The sequence below is a fragment of the Rhizobium sp. CFBP 8752 genome, from assembly GCF_014842035.1.
GTDB lineage: Bacteria > Pseudomonadota > Alphaproteobacteria > Rhizobiales > Rhizobiaceae > Neorhizobium > Neorhizobium soli.
This window is the reverse complement of record NZ_JACYUZ010000001.1, coordinates 2081307-2107364: the sequence shown is the minus strand read 5'-3', so window position 1 is coordinate 2107364 and position 26058 is coordinate 2081307. Positions and strand designations below refer to the sequence as shown.

Annotated in this window: 22 protein-coding genes and 1 other annotated feature; of the genes, 11 read left to right on the top strand and 11 right to left on the bottom strand. The window is 60.9% G+C overall.

Annotated features, from left to right (window positions below; translation table 11 throughout):
• Positions 1-169 precede the first annotated feature (169 nt).
• Genes IFT59_RS10155 through IFT59_RS10145 form a run of 3 tightly spaced genes read right to left on the bottom strand, consistent with a single transcriptional unit; the run spans position 170 to position 2427 of the window.
• On the bottom strand, positions 170-766 hold the full coding sequence (locus tag IFT59_RS10155; protein ID WP_113111076.1) for a glutathione S-transferase family protein: 597 nt from the start codon (positions 764-766) through the stop codon (positions 170-172).
• Positions 767-823: 57 nt separating this feature from the next.
• Complete coding sequence (locus IFT59_RS10150) at positions 824-1510, bottom strand: ribonuclease T2 family protein (RefSeq protein ID WP_062453308.1); 687 nt, start codon at positions 1508-1510, stop codon at positions 824-826.
• A gap of 50 nt (positions 1511-1560) precedes the next feature.
• Positions 1561-2427 (bottom strand): 23S rRNA (adenine(2030)-N(6))-methyltransferase RlmJ, encoded by an 867-nt coding sequence (locus tag IFT59_RS10145; protein ID WP_062453307.1) that lies wholly within the window; start codon positions 2425-2427, stop codon positions 1561-1563.
• An 83-nt stretch (positions 2428-2510) separates the two neighbouring features.
• Between IFT59_RS10145 and IFT59_RS10140 the strand changes: the two genes are divergently transcribed.
• The gene (locus IFT59_RS10140) at positions 2511-4649 is read left to right on the top strand and encodes a molybdopterin-containing oxidoreductase family protein (protein WP_192086749.1); all 2139 of its coding nucleotides are present in this window, start codon (positions 2511-2513) and stop codon (positions 4647-4649) included.
• A complete protein-coding gene (locus IFT59_RS10135) occupies positions 4646-5233 on the top strand; it encodes an NUDIX domain-containing protein (protein ID WP_184654883.1) in 588 nt (195 codons plus the stop codon). Before IFT59_RS10140 ends, IFT59_RS10135 begins: the two co-directional genes overlap by 4 nt.
• Here IFT59_RS10135 and IFT59_RS10130 read toward each other — a convergent pair.
• Both IFT59_RS10130 and IFT59_RS10125 read right to left on the bottom strand, forming a co-directional pair.
• A complete protein-coding gene (locus IFT59_RS10130) occupies positions 5230-5637 on the bottom strand; it encodes a type II toxin-antitoxin system VapC family toxin (RefSeq protein ID WP_062453304.1) in 408 nt (135 codons plus the stop codon). The genes IFT59_RS10135 and IFT59_RS10130 overlap by 4 nt on opposite strands.
• Positions 5637-5912 carry a type II toxin-antitoxin system Phd/YefM family antitoxin gene (locus IFT59_RS10125; RefSeq protein ID WP_184654885.1) on the bottom strand — a complete coding sequence of 92 codons (276 nt, stop codon included), beginning with the start codon at positions 5910-5912 and terminating at the stop codon, positions 5637-5639. Before IFT59_RS10125 ends, IFT59_RS10130 begins: the two co-directional genes overlap by 1 nt.
• Before the next feature lie 151 nt (positions 5913-6063).
• Between IFT59_RS10125 and IFT59_RS10120 the strand changes: the two genes are divergently transcribed.
• The gene (locus tag IFT59_RS10120) at positions 6064-6891 is read left to right on the top strand and encodes an alpha/beta fold hydrolase (RefSeq protein ID WP_192086748.1); all 828 of its coding nucleotides are present in this window, start codon (positions 6064-6066) and stop codon (positions 6889-6891) included.
• Between the two features lie 54 nt (positions 6892-6945).
• On the opposite strand, the gene purN is transcribed toward IFT59_RS10120, so the two are convergent.
• Both purN and purM read right to left on the bottom strand, forming a co-directional pair.
• A complete protein-coding gene (gene purN, locus IFT59_RS10115; protein ID WP_192086747.1) occupies positions 6946-7584 on the bottom strand; it encodes a phosphoribosylglycinamide formyltransferase in 639 nt (212 codons plus the stop codon).
• Positions 7581-8654 carry a phosphoribosylformylglycinamidine cyclo-ligase gene (gene purM / locus IFT59_RS10110; RefSeq protein ID WP_113111070.1) on the bottom strand — a complete coding sequence of 358 codons (1074 nt, stop codon included), beginning with the start codon at positions 8652-8654 and terminating at the stop codon, positions 7581-7583. The genes purN and purM overlap by 4 nt, the downstream gene beginning before the upstream one ends.
• A gap of 247 nt (positions 8655-8901) precedes the next feature.
• On the opposite strand from purM, the gene IFT59_RS10105 reads away from it, so the two are divergent.
• The 5 genes from IFT59_RS10105 to IFT59_RS10085 all read left to right on the top strand — a co-directional run bounded on the left by IFT59_RS10105 (position 8902) and on the right by IFT59_RS10085 (position 16064).
• Positions 8902-10080, top strand: coding sequence for an AI-2E family transporter (locus IFT59_RS10105; RefSeq protein WP_062453299.1), 1179 nt, complete (start codon positions 8902-8904; stop codon positions 10078-10080).
• 7 nt (positions 10081-10087) lie between these two features.
• Positions 10088-10795: a DnaA regulatory inactivator HdaA gene (hdaA, locus tag IFT59_RS10100; protein WP_192086746.1), complete on the top strand. Its 708-nt coding sequence runs from the start codon at positions 10088-10090 to the stop codon at positions 10793-10795.
• 100 nt (positions 10796-10895) lie between these two features.
• On the top strand, positions 10896-13109 hold the full coding sequence (locus IFT59_RS10095; protein WP_062580250.1) for an RNA degradosome polyphosphate kinase: 2214 nt from the start codon (positions 10896-10898) through the stop codon (positions 13107-13109).
• A 29-nt stretch (positions 13110-13138) separates the two neighbouring features.
• Positions 13139-14659 carry an exopolyphosphatase gene (gene ppx / locus IFT59_RS10090; protein WP_192086745.1) on the top strand — a complete coding sequence of 507 codons (1521 nt, stop codon included), beginning with the start codon at positions 13139-13141 and terminating at the stop codon, positions 14657-14659.
• 118 nt (positions 14660-14777) lie between these two features.
• On the top strand, positions 14778-16064 hold the full coding sequence (locus tag IFT59_RS10085; protein WP_192086744.1) for a HEAT repeat domain-containing protein: 1287 nt from the start codon (positions 14778-14780) through the stop codon (positions 16062-16064).
• Between the two features lie 144 nt (positions 16065-16208).
• Here IFT59_RS10085 and IFT59_RS10080 read toward each other — a convergent pair whose 3' ends face one another.
• The 3 genes from IFT59_RS10080 to IFT59_RS10070 form a co-directional block, all read right to left on the bottom strand.
• Positions 16209-17567: an esterase-like activity of phytase family protein gene (locus IFT59_RS10080; RefSeq protein WP_192086743.1), complete on the bottom strand. Its 1359-nt coding sequence runs from the start codon at positions 17565-17567 to the stop codon at positions 16209-16211.
• A gap of 247 nt (positions 17568-17814) precedes the next feature.
• Complete coding sequence (gene rnd, locus IFT59_RS10075) at positions 17815-18960, bottom strand: ribonuclease D (RefSeq protein WP_062453294.1); 1146 nt, start codon at positions 18958-18960, stop codon at positions 17815-17817.
• 90 nt (positions 18961-19050) lie between these two features.
• The gene (locus IFT59_RS10070; protein WP_062579933.1) at positions 19051-20319 is read right to left on the bottom strand and encodes an MFS transporter; all 1269 of its coding nucleotides are present in this window, start codon (positions 20317-20319) and stop codon (positions 19051-19053) included.
• A gap of 260 nt (positions 20320-20579) precedes the next feature.
• Here IFT59_RS10070 and aspS point away from each other — a divergent pair, with 260 nt between their 5' ends.
• From aspS to IFT59_RS10055, 3 genes are all read left to right on the top strand, one after another.
• Entirely contained in the window at positions 20580-22370 is a 1791-nt protein-coding gene (gene aspS, locus IFT59_RS10065; RefSeq protein WP_062579935.1) for an aspartate--tRNA ligase, read from the top strand.
• Positions 22371-22545: 175 nt separating this feature from the next.
• Complete coding sequence (locus IFT59_RS10060; RefSeq protein WP_062579936.1) at positions 22546-22866, top strand: DUF1236 domain-containing protein; 321 nt, start codon at positions 22546-22548, stop codon at positions 22864-22866.
• Positions 22867-23041: 175 nt separating this feature from the next.
• Positions 23042-23099, top strand: a sequence feature (sul1 is cis-regulatory element that is thought to sense ions involved in sulfur or methionine metabolism; They are found in Alphaproteobacteria).
• 75 nt (positions 23100-23174) lie between these two features.
• Positions 23175-24665 (top strand): SulP family inorganic anion transporter, encoded by a 1491-nt coding sequence (locus tag IFT59_RS10055; RefSeq protein ID WP_192086742.1) that lies wholly within the window; start codon positions 23175-23177, stop codon positions 24663-24665.
• Positions 24666-24747: 82 nt separating this feature from the next.
• Here the strand turns inward: IFT59_RS10055 and IFT59_RS10050 are convergent, their stop codons facing one another.
• On the bottom strand, positions 24748-25938 hold the full coding sequence (locus IFT59_RS10050) for a hypothetical protein (RefSeq protein ID WP_062453289.1): 1191 nt from the start codon (positions 25936-25938) through the stop codon (positions 24748-24750).
• Between the last annotated feature and the right edge of the window lie 120 nt (positions 25939-26058).

Below are 26058 nucleotides of genomic sequence, written 5' to 3'. Positions count from 1 at the left end.
AATTGCTTCAAACGGCCTCCCGCCGTTCTCGTCATAGTAGCGGAGGAAAACCGGAGGGCAAGCGTTTCAATTGCTTGTGCAAATGGGAGAAGGTCTCGAACGACCGGCAGGTTGTGCCGGGATCCGCGGCAACCCAAGAGTTCTAGGGCGGCCGCGGACCTCATTCGGTTCAGGCGTAGGGCTTCATTTCCATATAGGCCGGAAAGCGCTTGGAGAACGTGTCAGGCCAGGAGGCGAGTTCCGGACGACCTTCGGCCCACTGGCCGTTAAAGCGCAGGTCGAGATAACCGATCATAGCGGCAAGCGCGAAGTGGCCACCATGCAGCTTCTTGCCCGTCTTCGGCAGGTTCTTTTCCAGATAGTCCAGCCCGCGCACCACCTTGCCCCACTGCTTGTCGATCCAGGGCTGGTGGACCTTTTCCTCCTCGCGCGAGCGACGCTCGTAGACGATCGCGAGAAGGCTATCGGTAATGCCGTCGCAGAGCGCTTCGAGCACTTCGGCCTCGGTCCGCTTCACGTCCTTCTTCGGGTAAAGCTTGCCGCCGGAGTGACGATCGAGGAAGTGCATGATCGCGACGCTGTCATAGACCGGCGGCTCGTTCTTGCGGATCAGAACCGGGATCTTCCCGAGCGGATTGTTGTCGATGAGTTCGGGAGGCGCCGCATTCGTGTCGGTCTTTTCTTCGGTCACGTCGAGACCGAGATGGCGGGCGGCCATGCGAACCTTGACGGAGTAGGGCGAGGCCGGGGAGTGGAGGATCTTCATCGGTATGTCCTTGTTCTGATATCGAGGGCCGCTGGTGTCATCTTGAGCAAGCGGATGTCAGCGGGCCGGAGGAAGCGTAATCTGGCCAATCCGGCAGCCGCGGCGGTCGACCTCCGCGCAATCGCGAAACTGTAGATCCTTGCTAAGGCAGATACGAATTTCATCGAGCTTTTCACCTTCGCAGCTCGCAGCGATACCGCGGCGGGAAAGACCCGGGTTGGCGGACATGAAGGCCTGCTCGATGGCATCAGGGGAAAGCTTGAGCGGGCTTTGCCCGCCAGCAAGGTCCGCCGGAAGTTTGACGTGCTCAAAAGCCTTGCGGACAGTGTCGAAATAGGTTGGCTGGTCGAGGCCGGTGCAGCTTCCATGCTTGCGCCACTGGTGACCGATCAGACCCATCGACGGCATGATGTCGAACAGCTTTTCACCAAGCTGGCGCGGCACGCGATCGGGTTCCGACGAGCGGCAGAAATCCGGGAAGCCGGTTTCGTATTGCGGCCAGAGCCCGTGTACGACGAAGCGGAAACGCTTGTCGGTGCCGCATTGCTGCCGGTTGCGGCCTCCGTCATCGGATGCGCAGAAGGTTGGCGACCAGGACAGAGAGAGGACGTAGAAATCGAAAGCGCCCGCACGGTCCTCGGAGCCTTGCTGACCCCGGTTGCGCTGCCGCTCCTGCGCCGTCGACGCAGTAGTGAAGGCGAGAAGGACGACGAGGCCTGCAAGGGCGGCGAACAAGCGTTTCATGGTGGGCGGCCTCCAGTCGCGCCGCACCATGAAAGGGATGCGCCGACGGGTCAAGCCTCGGCGTCGGTGTGTTCACCTCTTATCCAGAAGCATCGCTGCGAGGCGTAACGATCCTGTGCCAGCGCCGTCTTTATCGGGGGCAGGATCGTATGCAGCTCATCCTTGAGCGTGAAAGGCGGGTTGACGATGACGAGGCCCGAGCCGTTCAGGCCGACAAGATCCCGGTCGCTTTTCACGGTCAGCTCGACGCAGAGCATTTTGGGGATATCCAGCGCGTTCAACTGCTCGTGGAAGTCCTTGATCGGTGCGCCCTTCTTCATCGGGTACCAGAGGCAATAGGTGCCGCCTGAAAACTTGCGATAGGCGTTGGCAAGACCCCTGACCATCCGGTCGTACTCGCCTTCTTCCTCGAAGGGCGGATCGATCAGCACGATGCCGCGCTTTTCCTTCGGCGGCAGATGCGCCCCGAGCGCCAGCCAGCCGTCGAGTTCGGTCACACGTGCCTGGTAGTCGCCTTCGAACAGGCGCGACAGGCGGGCAAAGTCTTCCGGATGCAGCTCCATTGCCGAGAGACGGTCCTGCGGGCGAAACAGCATGCGCGCGAGTTTCGGCGAGCCGGGATAGAACTTGACGCCACCCTTCGGGTTCAGTTCCTTCACGGCACCGAGATAGGGCGCAAGGATTTCGGCCACTTCGGGAGAAAACTCGGCATCGACCAGCTTGCCGATGCCGTCGAGCCATTCGCCGGTCTTCTGCGCTTCTTCGGAGGATAAGTCGTAAAGCCCGATGCCCGCATGCGTATCGAGGAAGCGGAACGCCTTGTCCTTGTTCTGTGCATAAAGAACGAGCCGCGACAGGACGGCGTGCTTGAGGACGTCGGCGAAATTGCCTGCGTGGTAGATGTGCCGATAGTTCATTTCAGCTTGTGTCTCGCTTGAATAAAATTGATGCGCTGCAAATGGCCCTTTTTGCAGCCGTCGCCATGCCATATAGAAAAGCCATGAACGTTGCGACCCCCATTCCCGAAAGCCCCGTCGTCGGTCACACTTCCGTCGGCCATACTGTCTGTCCGCATGACTGTCCGAGCGCCTGCGCGCTGGATGTCGATCTGACCGCGGATGGCAGGATCGGTCGTGTCCGCGGCTCGTCCGACAATACCTATACGGCCGGCGTCATCTGCGCCAAGGTCGCGCGCTATACCGAGCGCATCTATCATCCCGGCCGCCTGATGGTGCCACAGCGCCGCATGGGTGCCAAGGGCGAAGGGCTCTGGCAGGAGATCTCCTGGGACGCGGCGCTGGACGAGATCGCCGATGCGTTCGTCAAGGCTGAAGCGAAGCACGGGTCCGAGGCGGTGTGGCCCTATTTCTATGCGGGAACCATGGGGCAGGTGCAGCGCGATTCGATCGAGCGCCTGCGCCACGCCAAGAAATATTCCGGCTTCATGGGCACGATCTGCACCAACATGGCCTGGACCGGCTATGTGATGGGCACAGGCGCCCTGCGCGGCCCCGATCCGCGCGAGATCGCGAAATCCGATTGCGTCGTGATCTGGGGCACCAATGCGGTCTCCACCCAGGTCAATGTGATGACCCATGCGATCAAGGCCCGCAAACAGCGCGGCGCCAAGATCGTCGTCATCGACATCTACGACAATCCGACAATGAAACAGGCCGACGTCAAGCTGGTGTTGCGCCCCGGCACCGATGCGGCACTCGCCTGCGCCGTGATGCATGTCGCCTTCCGTGACGGCTATGCCGACCGCGCCTATATGGCGAAATATGCCGATGATCCGGCAGGCCTCGAAGCGCATCTGAAAAGCCGCACGCCGGAATGGGCGTCGGCGATCACAGGCCTCACCGTCGAGGAAATCGAGGGGTTCGCCAGGCTCGTCGGCACCACGCCGAAGAGTTTCTTCCGGTTGGGCTACGGCTTTTCCCGTCAGCGCAACGGCACGGCGGCGATGCACGCGGCGCTGTCGATCGCGACCGTGCTCGGCTCCTGGCGACACGAAGGCGGCGGCGCCTTCCACAACAACGGCGAGATTTATCGGTTCAACAAAGCCGAGCTGATGGGCACGGCCTACAAGGATCCGGACATCCGCATGCTCGACCAGTCGCAGATCGGCCGTGTGCTGACCGGCGACGCGGAAGCGCTGCGTCATCGCGGACCGGTGAAGGCGCTGTTGATCCAGAACACCAATCCGATGAATATTGCGCCGGAACAGCGCCTCGTGCGCGAAGGTTTTTTGCGCGACGATCTTTTCACCGCCGTCCACGAGCAGTTCATGACCGATACGGCAAAGGTTGCCGATATCGTTCTGCCCGCGACCATGTTCCTTGAGCATGACGACCTTTATCGCGGCGGCGGGCATCAGCATATCCTGCTCGGCCCGAAACTGGTCGAACCACCGGCAACGGTGCGCACCAACCTTTTCGTCATCGAGGAACTGGCAAAGCGTCTGGGCGTCGACGGGTTTGCCGGCTTCGGCATGGACGAACGCACCCATATCGACCGTATCCTGACTGCCAGCGGTTGGGGTTCCTATGACGCGCTGAAGGCCGACAAGTGGATCGATGCGCAACCGGATTTCGACACTGCGCATTACATCAACGGCTTCGGCTATCCGGACGGCAAATTCCGCTTCAGCCCCGACTGGATCAATGGCCCATCGCCGGACCGGACGCCCGATAGCGTCGGTCCGCTCGGGCCGCATGGGCAGTTGCCACGTTTTCCGGACCAGGTCGACGTGATCGAGACGGCCGACGCCGAGCATCCGTTCCGCCTCGCGACCTCGCCGTCGCGCAGCTTCCTCAATTCATCCTTTGCCGAGACCAAAAGCTCGGTGGAGAAGGAAGGGCGGCCGGACGTGATGATCGATCCGACGGACGCCGCACGTCTCGACATCGTTGACGGCGATATAGTCACGCTCGGCAACCGTCGGGGCGAGATCCGTCTGCATGCGAGACTCGTGGCCGGCGCGAAACCGGGCGTGCTGATCGCCGAAGGACTGTGGCCCAACGACGCGCATCTCGACGGCGAGGGCATCAACGTCCTCACCGGCGCCGACCCGGTGGCGCCTTTCGGAGGTGCTGCCGTGCACGACAACAAGGTTTGGCTACGCAGGGAAATCGCATGAGCGACGTGAATGACCGGGTGAAGATCGTCAGCGATACGACGCTGTCGCAGGGCTGGACGCGGCTTTCCGATTATCAACTCGACTATACCGATCGCAACGGCGAGACGCAGCGGATCAAGCGCGAGGTTTTCCATCGCACGCCGGCCGCCTGCATCCTGCTGCACGACCGTGAACGCGATATCGTGGTCCTTGTCAAACAGTTCCGGCTGCCCGCGCATCTCATCGGCGAGCCGTCCTTCATGATCGAGGTCCCGGCCGGCCTTCTTGATGGCGAAGACGCCGAAGACGCGATCCGCCGCGAGGCGATGGAGGAGACCGGCTACCGGATCCGCGACGTGCGTTTCGTCTTCAAGGCACTGACGTCGCCGGGCTCCGTGACCGAGGTCATCCACTTCTTCCACGCCTCGATCGATCTTTCCGACCGGATCAACGAGGGTGGCGGGCTCGCCGACGAGCACGAGGATCTAGAAGTGCTGGAGTTTCCGCTCGACAAGGCCGTCACGATGATCGCCGACGGCGAGATCATCGATGCCAAGACAATCATGCTGCTGCAGTGGGCCGTGCTTAACCGGGCGGCGCTTTAGGCCCGCACGAGGCTGCACCCGGCCGACGGGGCTGCCGCGATCAACTGCTTGTCGAGCGTTGCGAGTTCGAGGTTTTCCTCGAGCGACAGCGCAAGATAGGCGGCGTCGTAGGCGGATAGCTGGTACCGTGTCGCAAGGTCGAGAATAACGCCGTCATCCTCGACAGCGACCGTCGATATGTTGAGCTTGCGCAGCTTCGCCAAGCCTTCGAGGACGAGGTCGAACGAGATGCGCTGACGCCTGTATGCGACCATCAGCACGTTCCGCACTTCGTACCAGAGCAGTTGTGGCGCGATTGCCTCGGAAGTCTGCAGGCGAGCAAAGGCTGCATCTGCGATTGGATGACGTTCGTCTGGAAGGATCCAGCTGCAAACCACGGATGCGTCTGCAACGAATGCCGTCACTATCGGCGACCTTCCTTTTTCCACTCATCGATTTCCTCGGCAGTTGCCGACGGCATCCTGTCGCGGAAAGCGATGATGTCTTCGATCACTGCCCGCCGCCGCGCGAGTTGTTCTTCGGTGAACTCAGCATTCATACCGGGCGTGGCCGCGATCGGGCTGAGCCGCGCGACCGGTGTTTCGCCACGCGCAATCACCACCTCCTGGCCGGCTTCGACGAGGGGCAGGAGCTCGGAAAGTTCGGTTTTCGCATCACCCAGCTTGACCGTGATCGTCATCTCACACCTCCGGTTCAATCCAAGGTAGTCCGCGCCAAGCCGGTCGTCAAATGGCTGGTCGTTGGGAGGGATGCATCGCTTCCATGTCGGGGAACAATTGCCAGAGACCTCCCGTTAGACTGGTTCCATTGCCAGAAGAAGGGATGCAAAGATGACCATGATCACCACCCGCGACGGAACGCAGCTTTATGTCAAGGACTGGGGTCCGAAGACCGGCCGTCCCGTTATCATGATGCACGGTTGGCCGCTGACGTCGGACACCTGGGACGACTTCGCGGTGGTGGCAGCAGACGCCGGGTTCCGCGCCATTTCCTATGACCGACGCGGGTTCGGCCGCTCCGAGCAGCCGTGGGACGGTTATGAGTACGATACGCTGGCCGACGATCTTGCCGATGTCATCGAGGCGACCGGCGCGCAGGATGCAGCACTGTTCGGCTTTTCCATGGGCGGTGGCGAGGTTGCCCGCTATATGTCGCGCCACGGCGGCAAGGGCGTTTCCAAGGCCGCGCTGATTGCGTCGGTCGTTCCCTATATGGCGCAGACGCCCGACAACCCTGATGGTGTGCCGCAGTCGGTGTTCGACGAGATGACGGCCGGCATGAAGGAAGACCGGGCGCATTTCTTCCACGGCTTTTTGAAAAGCTTCTACGGCGTCGGCGTGTTCACCGGTTCGGTGAGCGAAGCCGTGCTCGACTGGTCGTTCCAGCAGACGATGATGGCGGGTCTTCGGCCAACGCTTGCTTGCGCAAAGGCCTTCTCCTCGACGGATTTCCGTCCGGACCTGCCGAGCTTCAAGGTGCCGACGCTGATCATCCACGGAACAGGCGACCAGACCGTGCCGATCGAGACGTCCGGCCGTGCCGCCGCTGCCGCGATCCCCGGCGCGACGCTGATCGAATACGACGGCGCGCCCCACGGGCTGTTTGCCTCGAACAAGCAGCGGCTGACGGACGACCTGATGGCGTTCCTGCGTAGCTAAGTGATGAACGCTGCACGCCGGATGGGTATCGCCGGCGTGCGGCGCGGAAGTGTACTAACCCTCTGGGTCGAATTTTGCCCTGCCGGCCTTGAGGCTGACGCCTCCCGTTGCCAGAAGCGCAAGCGCTTCCGGGTAAATCCGGTGTTCGACGGTCAGTACCCGTGCGGCGAGCGTATCAGGCGTGTCGTCGATATGAACGGGCACGCAGTCCTGCGCGACGATCGGCCCTTCATCCATACCTTCGGTCACGAAATGCACGGTGCAACCGGCGACCCTCATCCCGGCATCGAGCGCGCGCTGATGCGTGTGCAGGCCCGGAAACAACGGCAGGATGGATGGGTGGATGTTGAGCATCCGGCCCTCGTAGCGGGAAATGAACTCTCCCGAAATCAGCCGCATATAACCCGCCAGACAGATAATATCCGGCTGGATATCCGATAGTGCCGCCAGGATCGCCGCCTCGTGCTCAGCCTTGCCGGCAAAGGACTTGCGCTCGAATGCGAGCGTCAGGATGCCCCGCGCCTCAGCCTTCGCAAGCCCCCCGGCCTGCGGTTTGTCGGAGATGACGGCAACGATCTCGGCCGGAAAGCCTGGATCGTCACAGGCGTCCGCCAGCGACAGCATGTTGGAGCCGCCGCCGGAAATGAACACGACGACGCGCTTCTTCTGCACGCTGGCGAGTGCGTCGCTCATAGACCGAGCGTGCCCTTGTAGACGACGCCGGCGTCGCCTTCCGCACGGTCGATCATGCGGCCGAGAGGGACGACGATTTCGCCTTCGCGGGTGAGCACATCCGTCACCGTCTGCGCATTTTCAGCCGAAACGACGACGATCATGCCGATGCCGCAGTTGAACGTGCGCAGCATTTCCTTCGGCTCGACACCGCCGGTCTTTGCCAGCCACGAGAACACGGGCGGAACAGGGATCGAGTCGAGATCGACTTCGGCCGCCAGGTTCTTCGGCAGCACGCGCGGAATGTTTTCGGGAAAGCCGCCGCCGGTAATGTGGGCGAGCGCCTTCAGGGCCCCGGTTTCGCGGATCGCCTTCAACAGTGGCTTTACATAGATGCGGGTCGGCGTCAAAAGCGCTTCGCCGAGCGACTTGCCGTCGAAGAACGGCGCAGGCGCATCCCAGCCAAGGCCCGAGATCGAGACGATCTTGCGCACCAGCGAGAAACCGTTGGAATGCACGCCCGAGGAGGTGAGGCCGAGAATGACGTCGCCGGCGGCCAGGTCGCCGACTGGCAGAAGCTGGCCACGTTCGGCAGCGCCCACTGCAAAGCCGGCAAGATCGTAATCGCCATCGGAATACATGCCCGGCATTTCCGCCGTCTCGCCGCCGATCAGCGCGCAGCCTGCATCGACGCAGCCCGCAGCGATCCCCTTGACGATGGCAGCGCCCTGGTCCGGATCAAGCTTGCCGGTGGCAAAGTAGTCAAGAAACAGCAGCGGCTCTGCGCCCTGCACGACGAGGTCGTTGACGCACATGGCGACGAGATCGATGCCGACCGTGTCGTGGAAATTGGCATCGATCGCGATTTTCAACTTGGTGCCGACGCCGTCATTGGCAGCCACCAGGATCGGATCGGTAAAGCCTGCAGCTTTCAGGTCGAACAGGCCGCCGAAGCCACCGATTTCGCCGTCTGCGCCGGGACGGCGGGTTGAGCGTACCGCCGGCTTGATCTTCTCGACCATCAGGTTGCCCGCGTCGATATCGACGCCGGCATCGCTATAGGTGAGACCGTTCTTGCCCGTCTCGCTCATCGTAATTCTCCGTTGGGACATGCCGCGCGAACCGAAGATCGAGACCTTTCGGCGTGGTGCGGCTGCGCAAAAATCTCCGGCCCGCCATTGCATGACAAGGCGGAGGATGCAAGCAGAAGCGTGGGCTTTCAAGGCTTTTCACAGGCCCGGCCTCCGGCGACGCGGCGAAGTCGATGCCGATCTTGACCTTACCCGGTCCGGGCTCATATGCGTGATACCGGGAATGCAGTGCAAAAAGGACGTAAAGATGCCCTATCATATCAGCGGAGCGAGCCTGCGCCGCCATGTCTTCTTCTGGGCAGCCGTTCTTTTCATCTTCGCGCTGTTTCTGTGGTTTTTCAGCTCCATCCTTCTTCCCTTCGTCGCAGGCATGGCGCTCGCCTATTTCCTCGATCCTGTCGCAGACTGGCTGCAGCGCCGCGGACTAAGCCGGATGATGGCTTCCGTGCTGATCCTGGTCTCGTTCGTCACGGTGTTCGCGCTGTCGCTGATGCTGGTCATCCCGATCATCGTCACCCAGTTCACCCAGTTCGCCGCCGCTTTGCCCGGTTACATCACCCAGTTGCAGCAGATCATTTCCAACCCGGAGAACTCGTTCCTGCCGAGCTGGGTCTCCAGCCAGATCGAGACCGTCAAACAGAATTTCTCTGAAGTGCTGAGCCAGGGCGCCGGCTTCATCGGTACCCTGTTTGCGCAGATCTGGAACTCCGGCAAGGCGATCGTCGACGTCGTGTCGCTCCTGATCGTTACCCCGGTCGTCGCCTTCTATCTGCTGCTGGACTGGGACCGCATGGTGTCGAAAGTCGATAGCTGGATCCCGCGCGATCAGGTCCAGACAGTGCGCGACATCGCCCGCGACATGGATGGATCCGTCGCCGGCTTTATTCGCGGGCAGGGATCACTCTGCCTCATCCTCGGCATCTACTATGCCGTCGGTCTGTCGCTGGTGGGCCTGAATTTCGGCCTGCTGATCGGCTTCGTCGCCGGCATGATTTCGTTCATTCCCTATATCGGTTCGATGATCGGGCTGATCATGGCGATCGGTGTGGCGCTCGTACAGTTCTGGCCGGACTATCTGTGGATCATGGCGGTCGCTGCCGTGTTCTTCTCCGGCCAGTTCCTGGAAGGCAATATACTGCAGCCGAAGCTGGTCGGCGAAAGCGTCGGTCTGCATCCGGTCTGGCTGATGTTTGCGCTGTTTGCCTTCGGTGCCATGTTCGGCTTTGTCGGTCTTCTTCTCGCCGTGCCCGCAGCGGCAGTCGTCGGCGTGCTTGTCCGGTTCGCGATCTCACGGTATCTTGACAGCGATCTCTATTACGGCCGATCGGTAGATCTGCCGTGGGAAGGGGCGCCACAGGCCGTGGTCAATGAAAATACCGGCATGCAGCGTCTCGATGCTCCCAAGAGCGACCAGAAAGACATCTGAAAAGCGAATGACCGGATCGAGCGAACGCGACCAGCGCAGAAGCGAACAGCTTCCGCTGCAATTCACCCATGATTCCGCGCAGAGCCGGGATGATCTCCTGGTCTCCGAACGGCTGGCCGCCGCCGTCTCTATCGTCGACGAGTGGCCGGCCTGGCCATCGCCGGTCGTGATCCTTGCGGGTCCCGTCGGTTCCGGCAAGTCGCATCTCGCCCATATCTGGCGGGAGCGGGCAGGGGCTGCCGAGATCCATCCGATCTCGGGTTCGAATGCAGCAACTGTCGCAGCGGATGGGCCGGTGCTGTTTGAGGACGCCGATCGGCGCGACTTCGACGAGACCACGCTTTTCCACGTCATCAATGCCGTGCGCCAGCATGGCCGCACTTTGTTGATGACATCGCGGCTGTGGCCCATGTCCTGGTCCGTGACGCTGCCGGACCTCAAATCACGGCTGAAGGCTGCGACCGTGGTGGAAATCGGCGAGCCCGATGAGGAATTGCTGGCCCAGGTGATGGTAAAACTGTTTGCCGATCGTCAGCTTTATATTGATGACAAACTTCTCAGTTACATCGTCACCAGGATGGAGCGATCCCTGGGCGCTGCGCAGACCATCGTCGACCGGCTTGACCGGTTGGCATTGGCGCGCGGGACCCGGATCACCCGTCCTCTGGCAACCGAAGTCCTCAAGGATTTCGGCAGTGCCGTACCGAATGATTAGCAACGTCTGCGCCGGCAATTGACTATGACGGTCGCGTCGTCAAACGTATCGCACGGCCCCACGCATACCGGTTATGGGGCTGGCTCTGGGATGGATGAAGATGGAATCGATGACGACCGAGATTGAGCAGCCCAAAAAGGGCGAGGCAGCCAGCAGGGACGAAGCGGTGGATATGGGTGAGGCGCTGCTTTCCAGCCCCGAGCGGTTCATCAACCGCGAGTTTTCCTGGCTGCAGTTCAACCGCCGCGTTCTCGAGGAAACGCTGAACGCGTCGCATCCGCTTCTGGAGCGCATCCGCTTCCTGTCGATCTCGGCTGCAAACCTCGACGAATTCTTCATGGTGCGCGTTGCCGGTCTCGAGGGGCAGGTCCGCCAGGGCATCGTCATCAAGAGCCCCGATGGCAAGACGCCGGCAGAACAGCTGGATGCGATCCTGCAGGAAATCGACAATCTGCAGATGGAGCAGCAGGCCTCGCTCGCCGTGTTACAGCAGTATCTGGCGCAGGAAGAGATTCTGATCGTCCGTCCGGCAGCACTTTCGGACGAAGACCGTAACTGGCTGTCCGGGACGTTCGACGACGAGCTGTTCCCGATCCTGACACCGCTTTCGATCGATCCGGCGCATCCGTTCCCGTTCATCCCCAATCTTGGCTTCTCGATGGGGCTGCAATTGCACAGCCTGAACGGCAAGGAGCCGATGACGGGTCTTCTGCGCCTGCCGACGACGCTTGACCGCTTCATCCGTCTGCCTGACGACGCAAACACGATCCGCTACATCACGCTCGAAGATGCGGTCGCCATGTTTACCGACCGGCTCTTCCCCGGTTACGAGGTCAAGGGCGGCGGTACGTTCCGCATCATCCGTGACAGCGATCTCGAAGTCGAGGAAGAAGCCGAGGATCTGGTCCGCTTCTTCGAGACGGCGCTCAAGCGCCGCCGCCGCGGCAAGGTCATCCGCATCGAGACCGATTCGGAAATGCCGGCGGAACTGCGCCAGTTCGTGGTGCAGGAACTCGGCGTTCCGGACAACCGCGTCGCGGTCTTGCCGGGTCTTCTGGCACTCAACACGCTGTCGGAAATCACCAAGGCGCCGCGCGACGATCTGCGGTTCGAAAGCTACAACGCCCGATTTCCCGAACGCGTCCGCGAACACGCCGGAGACTGCCTCGCCGCCATCCGCGAAAAGGACATGGTGGTCCACCACCCGTACGAGAGTTTCGACGTTGTGGTGCAGTTTCTTCTTCAGGCAGCACGCGACCCCGACGTCCTCGCCATCAAGCAGACCCTCTACAGAACCTCCAACGACAGCCCCATCGTCCGAGCCCTGATCGATGCGGCCGAGGCCGGCAAGTCGGTGACGGCGCTGGTCGAGTTGAAGGCACGCTTCGACGAAGAGGCCAACATCCGCTGGGCGCGAGACCTGGAGCGCGCTGGCGTGCAGGTCGTGTTCGGCTTTATCGAGCTCAAGACACATTCGAAAATGTCGATGGTGGTGCGCCGTGAGGACGGCAAGCTGAGAACCTACTGCCACCTTGGTACCGGCAACTACCATCCCATCACCGCAAAGATCTACACGGACCTTTCCTTCTTCACCTGCAACCCGAAGATCGCCCACGACATGGCGAATATCTTCAACTTTATCACCGGTTACGGCGAGCCGAAGGAAAGCACCAAGATCGCCATGTCGCCCTACACGCTGCGACCGCGCATTCTCAAACACATCGAGGAAGAGATCGCGCACGCGAAGGCGGGAGCTCCGGCCGCGATCTGGATGAAGATGAATTCACTGGTCGATCCCGAGATTATCGACGCCCTCTATCGCGCCAGCCGCGCCGGCGTCGAAATCGATCTGGTCATCCGCGGCATCTGCTGCCTGCGCCCGCAGGTGCCGGGTCTTTCCGACAATATCCGCGTCAAATCGATCGTCGGGCGCTTCCTCGAACACAGCCGCATCTTCTGCTTCGGCAACGGTTACGGCCTGCCTTCGGACAAGGCGCTGCTCTACATCGGGTCTGCCGACATGATGCCGCGCAACCTCGACCGCCGCGTCGAAACGCTGGTACCGCTGCTCAATCCGACCGTGCACGAGCAGGTTCTTTCACAGATCATGCTGGGCAATCTCATTGACAATCAACAGAGCTACGAGATATTGGCGGACGGTACGTCAAGGCGCATGGAAGTGCGCAAGGGTGAAGAACCGTTCAACGCGCAGCATTATTTCATGACCAATCCTAGCCTCTCGGGGCGTGGTGAAGCCCTGAAATCCAGCGCTCCGAAACTGATTGCCGGCGTCATGTCCGGACGCAAAAAGTAGCCGGCAAGAACAGTCAAGAAATAGGCAGCATGGTACGATCTGAAGCTCAAGGGCGCCTGCCTGGCATCGCCCCTGTTTCCGTCATCGACATTGGCTCGAACTCGGTTCGCGTGGTGATTTACGAAGGCCTGACCAGGGCACCGACCGTTCTCTTCAACGAGAAGGTTCTGTGCGGTCTTGGCAAGGGTCTCGGCTCGAACGGCCGGATGGACGACGAGGGCGTGTTGCGCGCGCTCGCCGCTCTCAGACGGTTCAAGGCGCTGTCCGACCAGGCGCAGGCGACGGAAATCTACGTCCTTGCAACGGCCGCCGCCCGCGAAGCCTCCAACGGCCCTGATTTCATCGCCAAGGCGGAGGAAATCCTCGGCCAGGAAATCCAGCTCCTGTCCGGCGAGGAAGAAGCCAAGTATTCGGCTCTCGGCGTGATCAGCGGCTTCCACGATGTCGACGGTGTTGCCGGCGATCTTGGCGGCGGTTCGCTTGAACTGATCGACATCAAGGGACATGAGTTCGGCAAGGGGATCACCCTGCCTCTCGGCGGCCTGCGCCTGTCGGAATCATCAGGTGGCTCCATCTCCAAGGCGCGCACCTTTGCCCGCAAGCAGGTCAATACCGCCCGCTTCCTGGAAAAGGGCGAGGGCCGCACCTTCTACGCCGTTGGCGGTACCTGGCGCAACATCGCCAAGCTGCACATGGAAATCACCAAATATCCGCTGCACATGATGCAGGGGTATGAACTGACCTTCGAGGAAATCCAGAAATTCCTCGAGGACGTGATTGATGCCAAGGATTCCAAGGATCCTGCCTGGCAGGCCGTCTCGAAAAGCCGTCGTTCGCTTCTGCCCTTCGGCGCCGTGGCCCTGCAGGAAGTGCTCTCCGTCATGAAGCCGTCGGTCGTCAGCTTTTCGGCGCAGGGCGTGCGGGAAGGCTATCTCTATCATCTGATGCCGGATGAGGAAAAGCAGGCCGATCCGCTGGTCGTGGCTGCCGATCAACTCGCCATCTTGCGCGCGCGTTCGCCCGAACATGCGCGCGAGCTTGCCGATTGGACCGGCCGCATGGTGCCGTTCTTCGGCATTACCGAGACCGAGGAAGAAAGCCGCTATCGCAGGGCTGCCTGCCTGCTGGCCGATATCAGCTGGCGTGCGCATCCCGATTACCGCGGCGCCCAGGCACTTAACGTCATCGCCCACTCGTCCTTCGTCGGCATTACCCATGCGGGCCGCGCCTACCTGGCGCTCGCCAACTACTACCGGTTCGAGGGTTTGAGCGACGACGGTGCCACCGGTCCGCTCTCGACGATCGCGACACCGCGGCTTCTTGAGCTCGCCAAACTGCTCGGCGGGCTTTTGCGGGTCGTCTATCTGTTCTCGGCTTCGATGCCCGGCATCGTCAATAACCTGACTTTCCGCCAGTCGAGTTCGCCCGATCTCGACATGGAATTCGTCGTGCCGCACGCTTACCGCAACTTCGCGGGCGAGCGGCTGGAAGGTCGGCTGCAGCAGCTTGCCAAGCTGACCGGCAAGAAGCTCGCCTTCGTGTTCGAATAGCAGCTGTTGCGAGAACAGATGCATCAGATCTAGACGGTTGCAACCGAGCGGGCTTCGGCTTATCTTCGGTTGAACAGGCATGCCTTATGTTGGTGTTGGCTTCGAGGGGGGCTCGAACATGGCAGTGGCAGATCAAGGCGCGAACAATCATGCGGACCGTGGGGCCAATAACGCGCTGGCGGCCGAGAACAATTTTCCGGAAAAATACTTTGTTGCCGGCGTGGCCGTCGGGCTCTTTCTCGTGCTGCTGGGTACTGCGATCCTTCTCTTGGGACGCAGCCAGACCGCCTCCTCGCTGACCATCTGCGTCGGTTTCGGGCTGGTGCTTGCGGCGTTCGGTGCAAAGGTTGCAGGGAACTGGGCCGGCTGGTCGGTGACCGGGGCCGGCGCCATGGCAGTCGTTCTGTTTCTGATGCTCCAGCAATTTACGCCGCCTGGCACGCCGGCGCTGTTTAAAGGCGAGATCAGCGGCGACTTCTCGCATGTCGCCGATATCCGCATAATCGATGACGAGCCGCTCTACATCTACAAGGATGCCATGGTCCGACGGATCAAGTTTCTTGGCCTCGGTACATCGCTGCAAAGCACGCAGATGCGGATGCAGGTCGATACAATCGAAAAGGAAGCTGGCAAAGAGTATTTCGAGCTTATCGGCGATGCCCAGAAAATCCGGGCAATTTTCGCCGAAGGCCGGCCGGTCCAGTGGCGCTTCGACTACAATGCGCGGAAGGTCAAGAACGGCTCGCTGGTTCTCCTGTCCGAACTGGATACGCTTTCACCTGGGCCGACAGCGGAGGTTAGCGGCAGCACGACGGGTGCATGGTGGGATCTGAGCGCGTTCGCTCAGGCGGCGGTTCGGCCGGAAGCATCGGTCGACCAAATTCAGAAGGCGCTTGCCGGCCTGCGGAACGACGATACGTTCCTGAGGCGCAATTCCCGCGACTTTCTGGTCTCTGCCGGAGTTGTCGCAGTGCCCATGATGCTGTCTGCGCTGCACGCATCGCCGGACGATTACCGCGTCAAGCTCGGCGTGGTCTATGCCCTGGCAGAAATGATCCGCTCCGACCCCAATCTGGCGTCGTCTCTGTCGCAAAAGTTGGCCGCTGAGGATTTTCCGTTGCTGATCCAGGCGGCCGCAGATCCGGACAAGACCATTCGCTACCAGGCAGCAGATTTTCTGTACCGCCTGCAGGATCCGCGGGCCGTGGAGCTGAGCGTAAACGCTGCCAAGGATACGACAGATCAGGGTGTGGCCAATAACCAGATCCTGATCCTGCGGCAGTCGGGGAGCAATCTTTCCTCGTCGCAAAAGAGCGACATCGTCCGTCAGCTCAATGATCCTTCGACGAACTTGAACAGAAGCTTGAAAGCGCCATCATCGCTTAACGACGTCCTGAAATGGTAGATCCGGGCGATACCTGAGCTTTAATACGTCCAGGTTCGAAGTGTCATGGAGTCGAAAAGGGTACCTGCCGATGCAGATACCCTTTTCGGTTTCGTCGTGGTGATGTCCGGGCTCTAGAGGCCTGCCGATTACCGCCTCACTGCTTTACTTCGCGTTGAGGAACTCGGCGGCTTCGATCAGGCTGAACTCGTTGTCGTCAGCCTTGTTGACGGCGCGACCGGCCGAGAAGGGCAGGTTGTTGTCATTGCCGATGATCAGGTGTGTCGCGTCGATCTGGTCGACATTCTCGATCGTCACGAACGGCATGTCGTAGATGCCGTCCTTCGAGCCAGCCTTCTTCTTGTTGTCGGGGTCCTTGATGTTCAGAAGGTCGATATAGCCGATCTTGCGGACGGCAGCGCCGACATTGGCGTCGGTCATCTCGATCTTGTAGACGCGCTTCAACTCGGCCGGTGCATCGAAGCAATCCGGCTTCGGCTGCTTCGGATCGGTGCAGGCCTTGTCCTTGGTGCCGGCGCCGTTGTCGCGTTCGATGACGAGTGCGGTCGTGGCGTCCAGCATGTTGAAATCGCCGATCGCGACACCCTTTTCAGACAGCGGATAGAGCCAGGAACGACCGGTCCAGCTTTTCGAAGCGATGTCGAATTCGATGACGCGCAGCGCGGTGCGGCCATCGGCCTGTTCGACCTTGCCGTCGTCGAGGAAGAGCGGGCCTTCCAGCAGGCCGTACAGCTTCTGCCCATCCTTCGATAGTGCCATGCCTTCATAGCCACCCGAACGCTTCAGGTTGAAGACCGGCATCTTGGCGGCGGGGTTGGCCGGCATGGACAGCGTCGGGTTATCGGGCGAGGTGACTTTCTTGCCGTCGACGGTGGTGGCAACGACGTCAGTCAGCTGGCCGAGCATGTCGACCTTGATGAGGTAAGGCCCGAATTCCTCGCCGAGCCAAAAACCGTCTGCGACCGGCTGGATCGATTCGATGTCGAAATCGGCGCCGGTTAGGTAGCGCTTGTCGCTGCCTTCCATGGCGATCGGGAAGGGGGCGATCTTGTTAGGGTCAGACAGGAAGATGTTCTTGACGACATCGACCTTGTTGGTCGCCCAGTCGAACTTCACCTGGTGCAGGAACAGCATCGCGTCGGAGGAATTGGCCTTCGAGCCGAAGCCGTTGTCGGACAGCGTCCAGAACGTGCCGTCGGCCATGGCCTTGATCCCGGAAAAGCCCTGGATCGGCTGACCGTTGAACGGCAGCTTGACGTCGGTGACGCGAACACCGTCCTTGCCGTCGATCGAGCCAAGCTTTTCCGTACGCTTGCGGTCTGGCGTCGTGAACTTGCCAGATGTCTTGAGAAATTCAGGAACATCGGATGGGGAAGCGGCTACCGTATTGGCTGGCAGGATTGCCTGGCCTGTGAGCTTTGCCGGAAATTCGCGGTCGTCGGCCAATGCCGTGCCGGCGAGGAGGGCACTTACGAAGACGGAGGCTAAAAAGGTCTTGGTCATCAAATCACCTGTTCGATTGAGAAGAACACGCGACGTCGATAGGCGGCACGCATGACGGTGAGGTGATGATCGCTTGACGCTTGGATGAAGGTTTTACGTCTGTTTCTTGACACGCTAAAGCACCCATCAGCAGCATCGCTGAGCAGGGCAGAAACGCAGGAAATGGCTGGGATTAAAGCGAAAAGGGATCGCACCACGATCTCCGGTGGCCGATCCCTTTTGTGCTTGGAGACGGTGAGGACGAGCCTTACAGCTCGACCGCCTCGACCTTCTTGTTGACGAAGCGCAGCGCCACGCCGCCTTGGATCAGCTTGAGCGCCGTGTCGCCGAACAGTTCGCGACGCCAGCCGGAAAGGGCGGCCACTTCGGCCAACTCGCCTTCGGCAGCAATCTTTTCCAGATCGTCGGTATTGGCAAGCACCTTGGCGGCAACGCCCTGCTTGTCGGAAATGAGCTTCAGCAGAACCTTCAAGAGTTCGACGGCAGCGCCCGTGCCTTCCGGCAGGTGAACATGCTTCGGCGCATGCGGCATCTCGGTCTTCGGCAGCGCCAGCGCCGTATTGACAGCCTCGACGATTGCGGCGCCCGAGGACGAGCGCTCCCAGCCTTTCGGCACGGTGCGCAGACGTCCGAGCGCTTCGGTATCCTTCGGCTGCTGCTGGGCAATCTCGTAAATCGCGTCGTCCTTGAGCACGCGCGAGCGCGGTACGTTGCGGCTGCGCGCCTCACGTTCGCGCCATGCGGCGACGAATTTCAGGATTGCCAACTCGCTCGGCTTCCGCAGACGCGACTTCAGACGAAGCCAGGCATCGTCGGGATGCAGGTCATAGGTCGACGCGCTCTCGAGAACCGCCATTTCCTCCGTCAGCCAGAGGGCACGGCCTTCACGTTCCAGCTGTTCTTTCAGAGACAGATAAACGTCGCGCAGATGGGTGACGTCGGCCAGCGCATAGTCGAGCTGCTTTTCCGACAGCGGCCGGCGGCTCCAGTCGGTAAAGCGCGACGACTTGTCGATCTGCACGCCCTTGATGCGGTTGACCAGCTGGTCGTAGGAGACGCTGTCGCCGAAGCCGCAGACCATGGCGGCGACCTGCGTATCGAAGATCGGATGCGGCACGAGATTGCCGAGATGATGGATGATCTCGATATCCTGGCGCGCGGCGTGAAACACCTTGGTCACCGCCGTATTCGCCATCAGCTCGAAGAAGGGCTTGAGGTCGAGCCCTTTTGCCAGCGGATCGACGAGAACTTCGACTGTCGGGCTTGCCATCTGGATCAGGCAGAGTTCCGGCCAGAAGGTCGTCTCTCTCAAGAACTCCGTATCGATGGTGATGAAGTCTGACTGAGCCAGCTTTTCGCAGGCTTCCTGAAGGGCAATTGTTGTTTCGATCATCGTCTCATTCACGTGCAGGTGGTCAACCTTCCTTTCCCTTCCCGCCGCAGATGTCAAGACAAACGGCCAGCCTTTCCCCGCAGCAGCCGGCTATTTCCTGTTGTTGCCGTCAGCGTCCCTGTCCTTGTCGCCACCACGGTCCGCAGGGTCTGCAAGCCGGTTGAAATAGGCCGACGTGCGCAGGAGGGCCCGGAAGCGCGAACTCCGCTGCTGCGGCGGCACCGGTGCCCGCACCTGCATCCGGCGCAGCGTGTAGATCGCGAACCCGGCGAAGATGAAGGACGTGTAGAGGAAGAATGCGCGCGGGCCATAGAATTCCAGCAGTGCTGCGGCAAGCAGCGGTCCGAACGTGGCGCCGACCGACCAGAAGAACAGCAATCCTGCCGCGATCACTGCGTGTTCGCCGGGCTTGGCGTGGTCGTTGCCATGCGCCGAGCAGAGCGAATAGAGCGGCATCGAAAAGGCGCCGAACAGGAAGACGCTGATGATATTGGCCGTCTCGTTGCTGCCCGCGCCGAACGACAGATAGGCGCCGGTGATGACGGACCCGATCGTCGTCCACAGGATGACGCGCCGCCGGTCGAGCTTGTCCGAATAGACGCCGAGCGGATATTGCAGCACCACGCCGCCGATGATGCCGGCACTCATGAAGGTCGCGATCGACGTGATGCTCATGCCGATCTCCTTGGCGTAGATCGGCCCGATATTGCGAAAGGCCGCCATCGACAGACCGACCGCCACGACGCCGACCACAGCGAGCGGCGAAATGCGCCACACGGTTCTCAGATCGAATGAGATGGAGGCCGGTGGCGTCGGCCCCGACTTGTCGGCGATGGATATCGGCACAAGCGACAGCGTCAGCGCGATGGCGATGATGTTGAAGATGACAGGCCCGTCGATCCCGAAGGTCGGGATCAGGTACTGCGCGATCGTGACCGAGCCGAGATCGACGAAACGGTAGATCGACAGCGTCCGCGCGCGGTTCTCGTTGGTCACCTGCGAGTTGATCCAGCTCTCGACGGTGGCAAACAGGCTGGCGATGGTGATGCCGATCAGGAAGCGCATGGCGAACCAGAAGACGGGATCGATCACCATCGATAGGGCGATCGAGGCGGACGCAGCGATTGCCGCCATGGCCGCAAAGGTGCGGATATGGCCGATCGAGCGCAGCAGCCTTGCCACATAGATGCAGCCGATCGCAAAGCCGACACTGTAGCCGGCACCGATCAGGCCGATGACCGACGGCGAAAAACCCTCGGCCGAACCGCGCAGCGCGATATAGGTGCCCTGGAGCCCGTTGCCGCCGATCAGGATCCCTGCGGTGATCAGAAGCGGTATCAGCGGGCGGATCTGGTTCATCGGATGCTTTCGGGCATGGTCGGCAGGCGCAGAGACTCAGCCAGCGCGCTGGCCGTATCGACCCATTCTGGTTATGACATCCTCCTATGCAACTCTAGCCGTAAAAGCGGGGGAAAGGGCTCGAGCGCCGCGGGAGACTGTGACAAGTCTTGACAAAGCAGGCCCACCATGCGCTTTTCCGGCCGATTTTCATGGGTTCGTACGGCTGTGCTTCGCGCGCCGATGAAGCCGCTTTCAGCATCAGTCCAGGATAAAAGACAATGCATCGTTACCGCAGCCACACCTGTGCAGCCCTCCGCAAGTCGGATGTCGGCTCCAATGTCCGTATCTCCGGCTGGGTTCATCGCGTCCGTGACCATGGCGGCGTTCTGTTCATCGACCTTCGCGACCATTATGGCATGACCCAGGTCGTTGCCGACCCGGACAGCCCGGCCTTCAAGTCGGCCGAAGTCGTGCGTGGCGAGTGGGTCATCCGCATCGACGGCACCGTCAAGGCGCGTTCCGACGAGACCGTCAACAAGACGATGGCGACCGGCGAGATCGAACTCTACGCACAGGAGATCGAAGTCCTGTCCGCTGCCAAGGAACTGCCGCTGCCGGTGTTCGGCGAGCCGGAATATCCGGAAGACGTGCGCCTCAAGTACCGCTTTCTCGATCTTCGCCGCGAAACGCTGCACAAGAACATCGTCAAGCGCACGCAAATCATCGCTGCCATGCGCCGCGAAATGGCTACCTGTGGCTTTACCGAATATTCGACACCGATCCTGACCGCATCGTCGCCCGAAGGCGCGCGCGACTTCCTGGTTCCAAGCCGTATCCATCCCGGCAAGTTCTTCGCGCTGCCGCAGGCGCCGCAGCAGTACAAGCAGCTGATGATGGTGGCGGGCTTTGACCGCTACTTCCAGATCGCACCGTGTTTCCGCGACGAAGACCCGCGTGCCGACCGCCTGCCAGGCGAATTCTACCAGCTCGACCTGGAAATGAGCTTCGTTACCCAGGAAGAAGTCTGGGAGACGATGGAGCCGGTCATGCGCGGCATCTTCGAAGAGTTTGCCGAAGGCAAGCCGGTCACCAAGGAATTCCCGCGGATCCCTTACGACGTCGCGCTGCGCAAATACGGTTCCGACAAGCCGGACCTGCGCAACCCGATCGAGATGGAAGCCGTCACCGAGCATTTCGCCGGCTCCGGCTTCAAGGTGTTCGCAAACATGATCGCATCCAACCCGAAGGTCGAAGTCTGGGCGATCCCGGCCAAGACCGGCGGTTCGAGAGCGTTCTGCGACCGTATGAACGCCTGGGCGCAGGGCCAGGGCCAGCCGGGTCTCGGCTACATCTTCTGGAAGGAAGAAGACGGCAAGATCGCGGGCTCCGGTCCGCTCGCCAAGAACATCGGCGAGGAGCGCACCGAAGCCGTTCGCACCCAGCTTGGCCTCGAAGCGGGCGATGCCTGCTTCTTCGTCGCTGGCGATCCGGACAAGTTCTACAAGTTTGCCGGCGAAGCCCGTAACCGCGCCGCCGACGAACTGAACCTTTCCGACAAGAACCAGTTCGCTCTATGCTGGATCGTCGACTTCCCATTCTTCGAATACAACGAGGAAGACAAGAAGATCGACTTCGCCCACAACCCGTTCTCGATGCCGCAGGGCGGCCTCGACGCGCTGGAAAACCAGGATCCGCTGACAATCAAGGCCTACCAGTACGACATGGTCTGCAACGGCTTCGAAATCGCGTCTGGCTCGATCCGTAACCAGCTGCCGGAAGTCATGGTCAAGGCCTTCGAAATGGTCGGTCTTTCGCAGCAGGACGTGGAAGATCGCTTCGGCGGCCTCTACCGCGCATTCCAGTACGGCGCACCGCCGCATGGCGGCATGGCAGCCGGCGTCGACCGCGTCGTCATGCTTCTGACCGGTGCCAAGAACCTGCGCGAGATCACGCTGTTCCCGATGAACCAGCAGGCTCAGGACCTTCTGATGGGCGCGCCATCGGAAGCGAGCCCCTCGCAGCTGCGCGAACTGGCGATCCGCCCGATCCCGCCGGTCAAGAAGGACTGATCTTCGGTTCTATTTCTGTGACGAGATTGGAAAGCCCGGCGCTCGAAGGAGGCCGGGCTTTCCCGTTTCAGCAGGGCAGGGCTTGGTTGCAGTGCAGCGATCAGACCTTGGTCGGACGGAACCATCGCCGCGTACTTCGAGTTGTAGAGGCAGAATAAACAAATGGAGTAAGACTATGCGCAAGATCGTACTGACCGCTTCGGCGGCATTCATGGCGCTTTCGAGTGCAGCCTTCGCCCAGACGACGATCATCACGCAGGAACCAGCAATGGCACCCGCAACGGTTGTCATGCCAGGCGAAGTCCGCACCTACGTGATGGAACAGCCGGTTGAATCCGTGCCGTACGAAGGCGACGTCTTGGTTGGTCGCGTGCTGCCGGAAGCCGTCCAGGTTCGTCCTGTGCAGGGATATGACTCCTATGGCTACACGGTCGTGAACGATCGCCGCGTCATCGTTGACCCGCAGACGCGCACGGTTATTCAGGTCCTGGAATAGGACCTGTCCGATTTCGGATAGTATTTGAAAGACCGGGGCTGCCACCGCAGCTCCGGTCTTTTTGCGTCGGAGCTTTTAGTCCGTATCGCTTCGGAGCCGCTACCGTCGCCGTCTCGCAGATATTACCGTACCACGCTTGGCATCTGCAATTCTCTCCGCTATAGGTCGCCCATCACAAGGACTCAGGTGAAACTCCCGAGTGGCTCTTCCGGCCGCCGATCCGCCGGACAACGCAAAGCATCAGCCGTCTTTCTCACCCTGGAGGATACCTCCCGGCGGATGCGCTTTATTTGCGAAGTTTCCAATACATGACACAGTCAATTTCCGCCTATCGGCGCGAATGGTTTTCGAACATTCGCGGCGATCTCCTTGCCGGCATCGTCGTTGCGCTCGCGCTCATCCCCGAAGCGGTCGGTTTTTCCATCATTGCCGGCGTTGATCCAAAGGTCGGCCTGTTCGCCTCGGTCGCCATTGCCTGCACCACCGCGATCACCGGTGGCCGCCCGGCCATGATTTCGGCCGCCACGGCTGCCACTGCGGTGCTGATGGGGCCCCTGGTACGCGATCACGGCATCCAGTACCTGTTTGCCGCAACCATCCTGATGGGCATCCTGCAGATCTTCGCCGGCATGCTGAAACTCGGTCGCCTGATGCGGTTCGTGTCGAAATCGGTCATGACCGGCTTCGTCAACTCACTGGCGATCCTGATCTTTTTGGCTCAGCTGCCGCAGCTCATCAACGTTCCCGAAGTGACCTACCTGCTCATCGCATTGGCGCTCGGCATCATCTATCTGTTTCCCTACGTAACCAAAGCCATCCCGTCACCCCTTGTGGCGATCGCTGCCGTTACCATTCTGGCGCTCTCCTTCGGCATAGAGGTTCCGACCGTTGCCGATCTCGGCGCGATGCCGACGGCGCTTCCGGACTTCCTGTTGCCGGACGTGCCACTGACCTTCGAGACGCTGCGGATCATCTTTCCGTATTCGCTGGCACTCGCAGCCGTCGGTCTTCTGGAATCGCTGCTGACCGCACAGATCGTCGACGAAATGACAGACACGACCAGCAGCAAGACAAAAGAATGTTTCGGTCAGGGCAGCGGCAACATCGTTGCAGCCCTGTTCGGCGGCATGGGCGGCTGCGCCATGATCGGCCAATCGGTGATCAACGTCACGTCAGGCGGGCGAGGCCGGCTTTCGACCTTTGCCTCCGGCATATACCTGCTGATCCTGCTTCTGGTGCTGGATGATATCCTGCGCATTGTGCCGGTTGCAGCACTCGTGGCCGTCATGATCATGGTGGCGATCGGCACGTTCTCTTGGAAGTCGGTCATCGATCTCAAGCGGCATCCCGGTACATCCTCGATCGTCATGCTCTCGACCGTCGCGGTTGTTCTGGCAACGCACGATCTGTCGAAGGGCGTCATCGTCGGCGTGCTTCTGTCGGGTGTGTTCTTTGCGGGCAAGGTGGCCAGGATGGTGCGCGTGTCCTCCAGCCTTTCCGAAGACGGCAAGGCAAGAACCTATGCGGTTGAAGGACAGGTCTTCTTCGCATCGGCAGACGCTCTCGTTGATGCCTTCGATTTCGCCGAAAGCCTGGAACGAATCACGATCGACGTTCGCCGTGCGCACCTCTGGGATATCTCGGCCGTCGGGGCACTCGATCGTGCGGTGATGAAATTCCGTAGTCGCGGCATCGCCGTCGAGGTGATCGGTGCCAACGAGGCAAGCGCCTCGATGATCGACCGGTTCGCGCTGCACGACAAGGAACACGCAGCCCTTTCGGCAACCCCCGGACACTGAAGCGGCGCACCTATCCTGAACAAAACAAAGCCCCGGCAATCGCTTGCCGGGGCTTTTTCATTCATTCCGTAGAGGGAATCGATCAGTCGTTAGCGGAGACCTTGACGCCCAGCACGTTGGGCAGCGTGTTCGGTGCGCCCATTGCCGCGCCCATGATCATCGGGAACGGAACAGGGTTTGCCGGCTCTGCTGTGATCGTCAGGTTCTCGGGCTTGTCGAGATAGGTGTTGACGGCCTGGCTCAGCATGTTCTGCAGTTCCGGAATGTTGTACTGCGAAAGCACGATCGGCGTCATCGCCTTGATCATCTGTGCCATCTGCGGGCCGTTCGAACCCTGCTTCTTGCCGGCATAATCCAGCGCCTTCGCCGTCACGCCGTCATCCTCGAAGCGGATCTGGGCGGCGTTGAACGTGAGCCGCTGCATCAGGCCGAGCATGGCAAGGTTTGCCGCCTGCTGCGCTTCCTGCTTGTTCGGGTTGGCTTCCAGCGCCTTTGCGGTCTCCTGCGCGGACTTCAGGAAGTCGATCGTATAGCCGGAAAAGCTGAAGGACAGGTCGAGGCGGCCAACCTTGTCGAAGTCGATCGCATATTCCTCGACGGCGACAGTACCGTCGTTCTGCGTCCATGTGCCGTTGAGGTTGATGCTGCCATCCAGAGTGTTGACGCCAAGCGCCTGGATTGCCTCGCGCGACTGCGGATCGTCGATGATGCTGAGATCCGCCTTGATTTCGTTCAGCGCCATATCGAAGTCGATACCGGAATTGTCGTCGGCAACCTCCGTCGTGACGCTGCTCGGGCCGACTGTGAGAACGGTCTTGCCGCCGACTGCGACGGTCGTGGCGCCGGTCTTGGCTTCCTCGTAGAGCAGGAGCGACTCGATTGTGTTTTTCGTGGCGTCCGCCGGTACCGTGACGCCGCTCATCGTGATGTCGGACGCGCTGATCGTGGTGGCTTCATGCGAAACGTTGATGTTAGGGAAGGTCACCTTGTCGATCGTGTAGCCACCCTCGGCTTCTTCGACGCCATCCATCGTCACAGTGCCGATCGGCATCTTCTGCGGAGCCCCTGAGGGATTGTAGGTTGCGCCTGTCAGCGTCACCTTCGACCCGTCGACGGCAACCGACTGGGCTTCGAGCGCGCCGCCCTGGATGACGAGCGCGGCGTTGATCTTCTTCAGAAGATCGTTGCCATCGAGAGCCAAGGCCGGCCCGGCAAACACCGACAGCGCTGTGGCGGCGGCAAGCAGGCGCGCCGTGGTGGAAAAGTGGGTCATAGGTCCTCCTGGCGGGCGGCACGGCCCGGGATCAATTACAGTCTGGCTGAGGCAAGAGTTAAGGCGGACGGTGCAAAACGTCCATGCCGTAGTGTCCATTCGCTTCGGCATAATTGCGGC

What these genes read in the sequence shown, in the direction of transcription:
- purM (WP_113111070.1), bottom strand. Translation starts at nt 8,654, where the DNA reads ATGAGCGAGACGGGCAAGAACGGTCTCACCTATAGCGATGCCGGCGTC.
- IFT59_RS10135 (WP_184654883.1), top strand. Translation starts at nt 4,646, where the DNA reads ATGAGCGACGTGAATGACCGGGTGAAGATCGTCAGCGATACGACGCTG.
- IFT59_RS10140 (WP_192086749.1), top strand. Translation starts at nt 2,511, where the DNA reads ATGAACGTTGCGACCCCCATTCCCGAAAGCCCCGTCGTCGGTCACACT.
- IFT59_RS10050 (WP_062453289.1), bottom strand. Translation starts at nt 25,938, where the DNA reads ATGACCCACTTTTCCACCACGGCGCGCCTGCTTGCCGCCGCCACAGCG.
- IFT59_RS10080 (WP_192086743.1), bottom strand. Translation starts at nt 17,567, where the DNA reads ATGACCAAGACCTTTTTAGCCTCCGTCTTCGTAAGTGCCCTCCTCGCC.
- aspS (WP_062579935.1), top strand. Translation starts at nt 20,580, where the DNA reads ATGCATCGTTACCGCAGCCACACCTGTGCAGCCCTCCGCAAGTCGGAT.
- IFT59_RS10070 (WP_062579933.1), bottom strand. Translation starts at nt 20,319, where the DNA reads ATGAACCAGATCCGCCCGCTGATACCGCTTCTGATCACCGCAGGGATC.
- IFT59_RS10145 (WP_062453307.1), bottom strand. Translation starts at nt 2,427, where the DNA reads ATGAACTATCGGCACATCTACCACGCAGGCAATTTCGCCGACGTCCTC.
- IFT59_RS10095 (WP_062580250.1), top strand. Translation starts at nt 10,896, where the DNA reads ATGGAATCGATGACGACCGAGATTGAGCAGCCCAAAAAGGGCGAGGCA.
- ppx (WP_192086745.1), top strand. Translation starts at nt 13,139, where the DNA reads ATGGTACGATCTGAAGCTCAAGGGCGCCTGCCTGGCATCGCCCCTGTT.
- IFT59_RS10120 (WP_192086748.1), top strand. Translation starts at nt 6,064, where the DNA reads ATGACCATGATCACCACCCGCGACGGAACGCAGCTTTATGTCAAGGAC.
- IFT59_RS10085 (WP_192086744.1), top strand. Translation starts at nt 14,778, where the DNA reads ATGGCAGTGGCAGATCAAGGCGCGAACAATCATGCGGACCGTGGGGCC.
- IFT59_RS10150 (WP_062453308.1), bottom strand. Translation starts at nt 1,510, where the DNA reads ATGAAACGCTTGTTCGCCGCCCTTGCAGGCCTCGTCGTCCTTCTCGCC.
- IFT59_RS10105 (WP_062453299.1), top strand. Translation starts at nt 8,902, where the DNA reads ATGCCCTATCATATCAGCGGAGCGAGCCTGCGCCGCCATGTCTTCTTC.
- IFT59_RS10155 (WP_113111076.1), bottom strand. Translation starts at nt 766, where the DNA reads ATGAAGATCCTCCACTCCCCGGCCTCGCCCTACTCCGTCAAGGTTCGC.
- IFT59_RS10055 (WP_192086742.1), top strand. Translation starts at nt 23,175, where the DNA reads ATGACACAGTCAATTTCCGCCTATCGGCGCGAATGGTTTTCGAACATT.
- rnd (WP_062453294.1), bottom strand. Translation starts at nt 18,960, where the DNA reads ATGATCGAAACAACAATTGCCCTTCAGGAAGCCTGCGAAAAGCTGGCT.
- IFT59_RS10125 (WP_184654885.1), bottom strand. Translation starts at nt 5,912, where the DNA reads ATGACGATCACGGTCAAGCTGGGTGATGCGAAAACCGAACTTTCCGAG.
- IFT59_RS10060 (WP_062579936.1), top strand. Translation starts at nt 22,546, where the DNA reads ATGCGCAAGATCGTACTGACCGCTTCGGCGGCATTCATGGCGCTTTCG.
- hdaA (WP_192086746.1), top strand. Translation starts at nt 10,088, where the DNA reads ATGACCGGATCGAGCGAACGCGACCAGCGCAGAAGCGAACAGCTTCCG.
- purN (WP_192086747.1), bottom strand. Translation starts at nt 7,584, where the DNA reads ATGAGCGACGCACTCGCCAGCGTGCAGAAGAAGCGCGTCGTCGTGTTC.